The sequence below is a fragment of the Pontibacterium sp. genome, assembly GCF_964228735.1.
Lineage (GTDB): Bacteria > Pseudomonadota > Gammaproteobacteria > Pseudomonadales > Balneatricaceae > Pontibacterium.
On the sequence record NZ_CAXRBQ010000008.1, the window covers coordinates 19693 to 28053 of the forward strand.

Below are 8361 nucleotides of genomic sequence, written 5' to 3' on the forward strand. Positions count from 1 at the left end.
GTCTTACACTTTCCTTGGATCAAAGGCATCACGGACCGCTTCGCCGATAAAGATCAGCAGGGTCAGCATGGTTGAAAGCACGATAAAGGCGGTAATACCCAGCCATGGGGCGTGTAGGTTGCCTTTGCCCTGGGCAACCAGCTCTCCCAGTGACGGGGAGCCCGGCGGCAGGCCAAAGCCGAGGAAATCCAGTGCAGTCAACGTAACCAGGGAGCCATTGAAGATAAACGGCATAAAGGTCAGGGTGGCGACCATCGCATTGGGCAGAATATGGCGGAACATGATCAGCCGGTTGTCGAGGCCCAACGCACGGGCTGCACGTACATACTCCAGGTTGCGGCCGCGCAGGAATTCTGCGCGCACTACGTCTACCAGACTCATCCAGGAGAACAGCAGCATAATGCCCAGCAGCCACCAGAAGTTTGGTTCAACGATGCTGGCCAGGATAATCAACAGGAACAAGACCGGCAGCCCGGACCAGATCTCGATAAAGCGCTGGAAGAACAGGTCTACCTTGCCGCCATAGAATCCCTGCACGGCACCGGCGATGACGCCCACGACGGAGCTGAGCAGTGTCAGCACCACGGCAAAGAGTACCGAGATGCGAAAGCCGTAAATTACTCGGGCCAGCACGTCACGGGCCTGGTCATCGGTACCCAACAGGTTTTCGGTTGTTGGCGGTGAAGGCGCCGGTTGTGGCAGCTCGTAGTTGATCGTGTCGTAGCTGTAGCGAATCGGTGCCCAGAGGATCCAGCCAGCACCGTCCTGCTCGATCAGCTCCTGTACGAAGGGGTCTTTGTAATCGGTGGGGCTTTCAAACTCGCCACCGTAGACGGTTTCCGGATACTCGGTCACGATCGGATAATAGAGTTCGCCGTTGTATTTGACGAGCAACGGCTGGTCGTTGGCGATCAGCTCGGCAAACAGACTGCCGATAAACAGGGCCAGGAAGATCCAGAGGGACCAGTAACCGCGTTTGTTGGCACGGAAGTTTTCAAGGCGGCGTTGATTGATCGGGCTCATGGTCAGTGCTCCCGACTTTCAAAGTCGATGCGTGGGTCGACCACCACATAGGTGATGTCGCTGATCAGTTTCAGGATCAGGCCCAGCAGCGTAAAGATGTAGAGGGTGCCAAAGATCACCGGGTAGTCGCGGTTGATCACCGATTCGTAACCCAACAGGCCCAGACCGTCGAGGGAGAAGATCACCTCGATCAACATGGAGCCGGTAAAGAAGATACCGATCAGCGCAGCAGGCATGCCGGCAATAATCAACAGCATCGCGTTACGGAACACATGGCCGTAGAGCACACGGTTTTCGGTCAAGCCCTTGGAGCGGGCCGTGAGCACGTACTGTTTGTTGATCTCATCCAGGAAGCTGTTTTTGGTCAGCATAGTGAGTGTAGCGAAGCTGCCAATCACCGAAGCCAATACCGGCAGGGAAATATGCCAGAAGTAGTCCTTCACCTGCTCCCACAGGGTCATCTCGTCAAAGCCGGGAGACGTCAGTCCACGCAGTGGGAACCAGTCCCAATAGGTACCCCCGGCAAACAGCACGATCAGCAGAATCGCAAACAGGAAGTTTGGGATGGCATAGCCGATGATGACGGCCGTACTGGTCCAGACGTCAAAGGAGCTGCCGTCACGGACCGCTTTGCGAATCCCTAACGGTATCGAGATCATATAGGTGAGCAGGGTGGTCCAGAGTCCCAATGAGATCGAGACCGGCAGCTTTTCAATGATCAGGTCGATTACTTCCTTGTCGCTGTACAGGCTCTTGCCGAAATCAAAGACAAGGTAGTTGCCCAGCATTTCAAGGAAGCGTTCATGGGCGGGTTTGTCGAAGCCGTATAACTCCTCGATCTGGCGTACCAGTTCTGGATCGAGGCCTCGCGCGCCGCGAGACTGGTTATCACCGCTGGTGGCTTGCCCACCGTCGCCAACCACATCGCCGGAGCTGGTGTCGCTGAAGCGTGCGGTGGCGCCTACGTCCAGTCCCTGTAGCTGAGCAATGGTTTGCTCAACCGGGCCGCCGGGGGCGGCCTGGACGATGATGAAGTTGATGGTCAGGATCCCCAGCAGGGTGGGGATAATGAGTAACAGACGTCGCAGTATATAGGCGGCCATCAGTTATCCTTAGCGTCACTAGCATCCTGTTTGACCCACCAGGTGTCGAAACCCAGTGAATAACGCGGTCGCTTATCCGGCATGCCAAACTTGTCCCAATAGGCGACACGGTATTTATTGATATGGAATTGCGGAATCACGTAGTGGTTCCACTGCAGTACACGGTCAAGCGCACGGGTACGCAACACCAGCTGTTCGCGATCCGGTGCCTGAATCAGCTGTTCCACCAGATAATCGACCGCTGGGTTCTTGATACCGATAACGTTGCGGCTGCCCGGCTGGTCTGCGCCGGAAGAGTGCCAGAAATCGCGCTGTTCGTTGCCCGGAGAGCTGGACTGGCCAAAGCTGCTGACAATCACGTCAAAATCGAAAGCGCGGATACGGTTGATGTACTGGGACACATCGACCACGCGAATAGATGCCTTGATTCCCATCAGCTCCAGATTGCGGATGAAGGGAGCTACCACGCGCTCAAAAGCCGGGTCGACCAGCAGCATCTCAAAAGTGAACTGCTCGCCGGTATCTTTATTGAGCAGTTTACCGTCTTTCAACGTCCAGCCTGCGTTTAGCAAGATGCGTTTAGCTTTACGCAGTTGACCTCGGATCTTACCGTTACCATCGGTGGTGGGCGCGCGATACACCTTGGTAAAGACCTCCGGTGGCACCTGATCCTTGATTGGCTCCAGGATCGCTAACTCTGCCGGTGTTGGCAGTTCCGTAGCGGCCATTTCAGAGTTTGAGAAGTAGCTATGGGTGCGGGTATACGCTTTGTAGAAAATGGCGTTGTTGGTCCATTCAAAATCAAAGGCGTAAGCTAGGGCTTTACGTACCTCAGGATTGGAAAACTTCGCCCGGCGGGTATTGAGCACAAAGGCCTGCATTCCGGTTGGGTTTTCATGCTCCAGCTCGTTGACCATGATTTTACCCGAGTCAAAAGCATCCCCTGTGTAACCGGTAGCCCAGCGCTTAGAGCTGTTTTCCTGTCTGAAGTCGTATTCGCCCGCTTTAAATGCCTCCAGGGCCACCGTGCCGTCACGGTAATAGTCGTAAACGATTTCGTCGAAGTTGTGGCGGCCTTTATTAACCGGCAGGTCTTCAGCCCAGTAGTCTGTGCTGCGCTTGAAGGTGACGCTGCGACCGGGCTCAAAGGAGTCGATGACGTACGCGCCTGAGCCAACCGGTATATCAAGGTTAGGTTTTGTGAAGTCACGTCCTTCCCAGTAGTGCTTTGGGAAGATTGGAATGTCGCCAACGATCAGTGCCAGCTCTTTGTTATTGCTGTGTTTAAAGGTGAACTTAACGGTTTTTTCGTCCAGCGCTTCGACTTTATCGATATCCGAGTAGTAAGCGCGGTAAAACGGTGCACCTTGTTCGCGCAGGGTTTGAACACTGAAGATCACGTCGTCGGCGTTCAGGGATTCACCGTCGCTAAATCGCGCATTTGGATTGAGGTAGAAGGTGATCCAGCTGCGGTCATCGGCGACTTCCAGCTTTTCAGCCACCAGGCCGTAGAGTGAGAACGGTTCGTCGTCGGAGCGGCCCAGCAGTGAATCGTAAATCAGACCGACTGCATCGGCGGCCGTACCTTTGATGATAAATGGATTGAAGCTGTCAAAGGTGCCCAGGGAAGACTGTACAACTCGACCACCTTTAGGCGCATCTGGATTTACATAGTCAAAGTGGGAAAAGCCAGCGGGGTATTTGAGGTCTCCATGCATGGCGATGCCATGGGAAACGGTGGATGCCGCATTGGCACTGGAGAACAGTGCTCCTGCAAGCAGAGCGCCAGCCAGAACTGTTTTTATGATTTTCATCTGTGATCCGTCACCCAGAAGGGATAATAGCTATTTATATCAGCCACTTGCGGCTTTCGCCAGTTTAGGAAGGATCAAACAACAACTGCAGAGTACTCACTCTACCTTTTGTATCTCCCTGAACTCTTCTTTCGGACAGACGTTTAACGGCTTTGTTCAAACTCGTTTGCGAGGTGGGTCAGGCGCTCGTGGAATTCTTTACGGGCTACGCCATCACTTTTCATCGCGTCCAGTTTCTCTTGCAGAAACATCAGCTTGGCGTGGTCATCACTGGCCAGGCCCTTCACCAGATCCTGATCCATCCAGGCGCGGATCTTCTTAAAAATCACGACCTTGAAGACAATGGCAAGTACGGTAGAGACAACAATGATGGTGATGGCTGTAGCGTCCATAAATTCGCCTTAGTTTGCTTGGGTCACATCCACGTGCAGCGTGAGTCGCTGCCCGGGTTTAAGAATATTGTTTCGCTCCAGCCCGTTCCAGGCAACGATATTGTTTACGCTGACGTTGAAGCGGTTGGCGATGCGGGAAAGGGAATCACCGCTGCGTACGGTGTAACCCACTTTGCGGATAACACCTTGGCTGGCGATGCGGCCTGTTGCTTTAGGGGTTTTCCAAATGACCAGGGTTTTACCCACCATCAGTGGATCGCCGGGTGCCATGTTGTTCCAGCTTGCCAGCTGACGTACACCCACTTTGTGTTTGCGGGAGATTGTCCAGAAACTTTCGCCGTTCTTTACGGTGTGTTTGATCTTCTGGCGGTTAGTGCGGCGCGCGATCTGCTCCTGCTTGCGATTCAAGCGTTCCGCCTGGCTCATCACGTAGGCACTGGCGTGCTGGCTAGCCGTTGGCACCACCAGAGTTTTACCCGCGCGGATGTTGTTGCCGGTGATGTTGTTGGCTGTACGCACGACTTCAACCGTCGTGCGGTATTTTTTCGCAATGCCGATCAGCGATTCGCCCGACTTGATCTTATGGCGGGTCCACTTCACACGCTGCTCAGCAGGCAGAGCTGCCAGTTTAGTCTCAAACTGTGCTGCTTTGTCTACTGGGATCAGCAAGCGGTGTGGTCCGGCCGGATCCGTTGCCCAGCGGTTAAAGCCCGGGTTGAGCAGGTACAGCTCCTGGGTATCGATGCCAGCTAGATCTGCGGCTTGTGCCAGGTCGATCTGGCTACCGGTGGCAATCTCCTTAAAGTAAGGCTCGTTCTTCAGCGGCTGCAGGGTGATGCCATGTTGTTGTGGATCTCGGAAGACTTTAGCAACGGCCAGCAGTTTAGGTACATAAGCGGTGGTTTCCGCCGGCAGTTTCAGGGACCAGAAGTCAGTTGGTTTGCCTTTGCGGCGGTTTTTCTTCATCGCCAGGGATACGGTGCCGCCGCCTGCATTATAAGCCGCCAGTGCCAGTTCCCAGTCATCGAAACGTTTGTGTAGCTGCTGCAGGTAGGTCAGTGCGGCATCGGTGGAGGCCACGATATCGCGACGGCCGTCGTACCACCAGGTCTTTTTCAGACCGAAGTATTTGCCGGTTGACGGGATAAATTGCCAAGCGCCTGCAGCGCGCCCATGGGAGTAGGCGAACGGGTCGTAGGCACTCTCAACGATTGGCAGCAGTGCAAGCTCGGCTGGCATACCACGCTTGATGGTTTCATGCAGTATGTAGTGGTAGTAGCGGGATGCGCGTTTGACCACGCGGTCGACGTAGCGGGGGTGTTTCTTAAACCACTTTACCTGCGCGTTGATACGCGAATTATTCCGATCCAGATTCAGTGCATAGTGGGCACGAGTCAGGTCCCATAGATCGCTGTTGGGGTTGTGCAGGTCTGATTGCGGCTGGTCTGCCTTAGCCTGCGAATCGGAGCCCAACTCCGGGGTCGTCTTATCTTGAGACTGCGCTGTGTTCTCATGATTAGATGCGGGCTCTGTCCCTGCCTGCTTTTCCGGGAGGATCTGACACCCTGCGAGTACTACAGACCCCAGGAGGGCCACTACAACTGATCTGAAATTTGGAGTCATTTTCCCGTTTCCAACATCTTGGGCCTGTCGCTGTATGCAGACAAAAAAGCGAGTTGCAGGCCTTGTCCTGACTGGATTCTAGCCAGGCTGATTAACGTTAACGGGGCATTCTATGGAGCGGTCGAGAGAGGGTCAACTGGTACATCGGAGAAAGCTGATCTGGACCCTTTTGCCGATTGGAGGGGAGTTGAGCCCGGCGGCAGTGAGGCCGCCGGGTGCAGCGTGATCGGTGTGGGAAAAAGATTAAAATTGGTTTTTCCACTCACGTACCGCTGTGAATACTTCCAGCTCGCTACTCAGTGGCTGTCCGCTGAATTCGCGGGCAGAGCGGATAACGGCTTCGGCATCTGTGCGCAGGAATGGGTTAATGCGGCGTTCCTGTTCAATGGTGGTTGGCAGGGTTGGTTTGTTGTCTTCGCGCAACTGGTAGCACTGGCGTGTGGTTGCCTGAATGTCTGCATTATCCGGTTCTACTGCTTCCGCAAACTTCAAGTTCGCCAAGGAGTACTCGTGGGTGCAGTAGATCTCGGTGTTGTCCGCTAGAGTCTTAAAGTATTCCATTGCAGCAAACATCTGGGCGGGTGTGCCTTCGAAGATGCGGCCGCAGCCAGCCAGAAACAGGGTGTCACCGCAAAACAGTTGCGGTGTCTCGCCACTGTACAAATAGGAAATATGATCCAGCGTATGGCCTGGAATGGTACGGATGTTCAGTGTGTGGCCAAACAGTTCCAGGGAACTGCCGTCGGCCAGGGGCTGGGTTATGCCATCAAACTGGCTGTTCTCCGGTCCGTAAACGGGCACCTGGTGGTTTTCCACTAATTTGGAAATACCGCCGGTGTGATCATGGTGATGGTGGGTGACCAGAATGGCCGCGAGTTGCAGCCCGTTTTCGTTAAGGTAGTTTTCTACAGGTGTGGCATCGCCGGGATCAACTACGGCAATCTGATCCTGACCGTCGACGGAGATCGCCCAGATATAGTTATCGTTGAACGCCGGAATCGGAGTTACGTCAAACATAGAAAAACCTCAATGATAAAAGCCGGTTAGTGGTACTTTATAATAATCTGCAATGTTAAAGTAGCCGTTGATAACGAACGGTTTTGATCGGAGCGGCGAATGAGCTTTCAATCACAACCTCCCCTGAAAGATATGACGCCTGATCTGCAGGCGTGGTTCGATTCAGCGGTCGGGCGCGAGCTGCTGGAAGCGGAAAGTGCGCTGATTTCTCGCATTTTGCCGACGTTGTTTGGCTACCATCTGGTGCAGATTGGCGTGGATTCACGTGTTTGTCTGTATGACGAAAGTCCGGTACGTAACAAATTTATTGTGGTGCCAAAAACTGAGTTGGGATTGTCAGACAACTGCGTGGTTGCAGACAGCAGTGAATTGCCGTTTGAGCAGCACAGTGTCGATGTTGTAGTGCTGCACCACGCGTTGGATTTTGCCCAAAGCCCGCATCAGGTGTTGCGTGAAGCAGCGCGTATTCTGCGGCCGGGTGGTCATCTGTTGATGGTGGGATTCAATCCGTCCAGTCTTTGGGGGTTATACCGCCGGTTCAAGGGGAGAGAGCCGGATGTACCCTGGAATGGTCATTTTATCAGCCACCGACGCCTGTCGGACTGGTTTCAGTTGCTTGAACTTACGGAATTAAAGCGTCGGTCAGAGTACTTCCTGGCGCCGTTTGAAAACGAAAAATGGCGTAAGCGCTGTTGTCGGTTTGAGCACTGGGGGCGAAGGGCTTTTAAAGAGCGCGGGGCATTTACACTGATGCTGGCGCGAAAAGATGTGGCGGGCATGACGCCAATAATTGAGGAAAGGGCACGTGGTCGGCTTATCAATCTGCCGGTTGCGGAGCCGAGTGTTCGGGGACAAATAAGTGAAAGTCGTTGAGATCTTCACCGATGGTGCGTGTAAAGGTAATCCTGGCCCGGGTGGCTGGGGCGCGGTGCTGCGATACGGTGACAACGAAAAACAGATTTTTGGCGGCGAGGCGAATACGACCAACAACCGTATGGAGCTGATGGCTGCGATTGAGGCGTTGGCTGTGCTGAAGCGTGCCTGTGACGTTAAACTGACTACCGACTCTCAATACGTACGAAAAGGCATTACTGAGTGGATGAAAAACTGGAAGCGAAACGGCTGGAAAACTGCCGCCAAGCAACCGGTTAAGAATGCCGACCTGTGGCAGCGTCTGGATGAAGAGGTGCAGCGCCACAATGTACAATGGCACTGGGTGAAAGGGCACAGTGGCCATCCGGGCAATGAACGAGCCGATGCGCTGGCTAACAAGGGTTGTGAACAAATAGCCTGAAAGACGCCCTTTTCCTTAATTCTCCAACAATGTAGCGCTGAGAGAAAGCTGAATGAGACAAGTTGTACTCGATACTGAAACAACGGGTATTGACC

General features: G+C 54.0%; 8 protein-coding genes. 2 read left to right on the top strand and 6 right to left on the bottom strand.

Annotated features, from left to right (window positions below):
* Positions 1 to 3: 3 nt before the first annotated feature.
* The 6 genes from ACEQ15_RS00895 to gloB form a co-directional block, all read right to left on the bottom strand.
* Positions 4 to 1029: an ABC transporter permease gene (locus tag ACEQ15_RS00895; protein WP_370277089.1), complete on the bottom strand. Its 1026-nt coding sequence runs from the start codon at positions 1027 to 1029 to the stop codon at positions 4 to 6.
* Positions 1026 to 2126, bottom strand: coding sequence for a microcin C ABC transporter permease YejB (locus ACEQ15_RS00900; RefSeq protein WP_370277082.1), 1101 nt, complete (start codon positions 2124 to 2126; stop codon positions 1026 to 1028). Before ACEQ15_RS00900 ends, ACEQ15_RS00895 begins: the two co-directional genes overlap by 4 nt.
* Positions 2126 to 3940, bottom strand: a complete 1815-nt coding sequence (locus ACEQ15_RS00905) for an extracellular solute-binding protein (protein WP_370277083.1) — start codon at positions 3938 to 3940, stop codon at positions 2126 to 2128. Before ACEQ15_RS00905 ends, ACEQ15_RS00900 begins: the two co-directional genes overlap by 1 nt.
* Positions 3941 to 4083: 143 nt before the next feature.
* A complete protein-coding gene (locus ACEQ15_RS00910) occupies positions 4084 to 4332 on the bottom strand; it encodes a hypothetical protein (protein WP_370277084.1) in 249 nt (82 codons plus the stop codon).
* 9 nt (positions 4333 to 4341) lie between these two features.
* Positions 4342 to 5805, bottom strand: a complete 1464-nt coding sequence (locus ACEQ15_RS00915) for a LysM peptidoglycan-binding domain-containing protein (RefSeq protein WP_370277085.1) — start codon at positions 5803 to 5805, stop codon at positions 4342 to 4344.
* Positions 5806 to 6198: 393 nt separating this feature from the next.
* A complete protein-coding gene (gene gloB / locus ACEQ15_RS00920) occupies positions 6199 to 6972 on the bottom strand; it encodes a hydroxyacylglutathione hydrolase (RefSeq protein ID WP_370277086.1) in 774 nt (257 codons plus the stop codon).
* Between the two features lie 99 nt (positions 6973 to 7071).
* Here gloB and ACEQ15_RS00925 point away from each other — a divergent pair, with 99 nt between their 5' ends.
* Entirely contained in the window at positions 7072 to 7845 is a 774-nt protein-coding gene (locus ACEQ15_RS00925) for a class I SAM-dependent methyltransferase (RefSeq protein ID WP_370277087.1), read from the top strand.
* The gene (gene rnhA, locus ACEQ15_RS00930) at positions 7832 to 8266 is read left to right on the top strand and encodes a ribonuclease HI (protein WP_370277088.1); all 435 of its coding nucleotides are present in this window, start codon (positions 7832 to 7834) and stop codon (positions 8264 to 8266) included. The genes ACEQ15_RS00925 and rnhA overlap by 14 nt, the downstream gene beginning before the upstream one ends.
* Positions 8267 to 8361: the final 95 nt, after the last annotated feature.

What these genes read in the sequence shown, in the direction of transcription:
- ACEQ15_RS00900 (WP_370277082.1), bottom strand. Translation starts at nt 2,126, where the DNA reads ATGGCCGCCTATATACTGCGACGTCTGTTACTCATTATCCCCACCCTG.
- ACEQ15_RS00905 (WP_370277083.1), bottom strand. Translation starts at nt 3,940, where the DNA reads ATGAAAATCATAAAAACAGTTCTGGCTGGCGCTCTGCTTGCAGGAGCA.
- ACEQ15_RS00910 (WP_370277084.1), bottom strand. Translation starts at nt 4,332, where the DNA reads ATGGACGCTACAGCCATCACCATCATTGTTGTCTCTACCGTACTTGCC.
- gloB (WP_370277086.1), bottom strand. Translation starts at nt 6,972, where the DNA reads ATGTTTGACGTAACTCCGATTCCGGCGTTCAACGATAACTATATCTGG.
- ACEQ15_RS00925 (WP_370277087.1), top strand. Translation starts at nt 7,072, where the DNA reads ATGAGCTTTCAATCACAACCTCCCCTGAAAGATATGACGCCTGATCTG.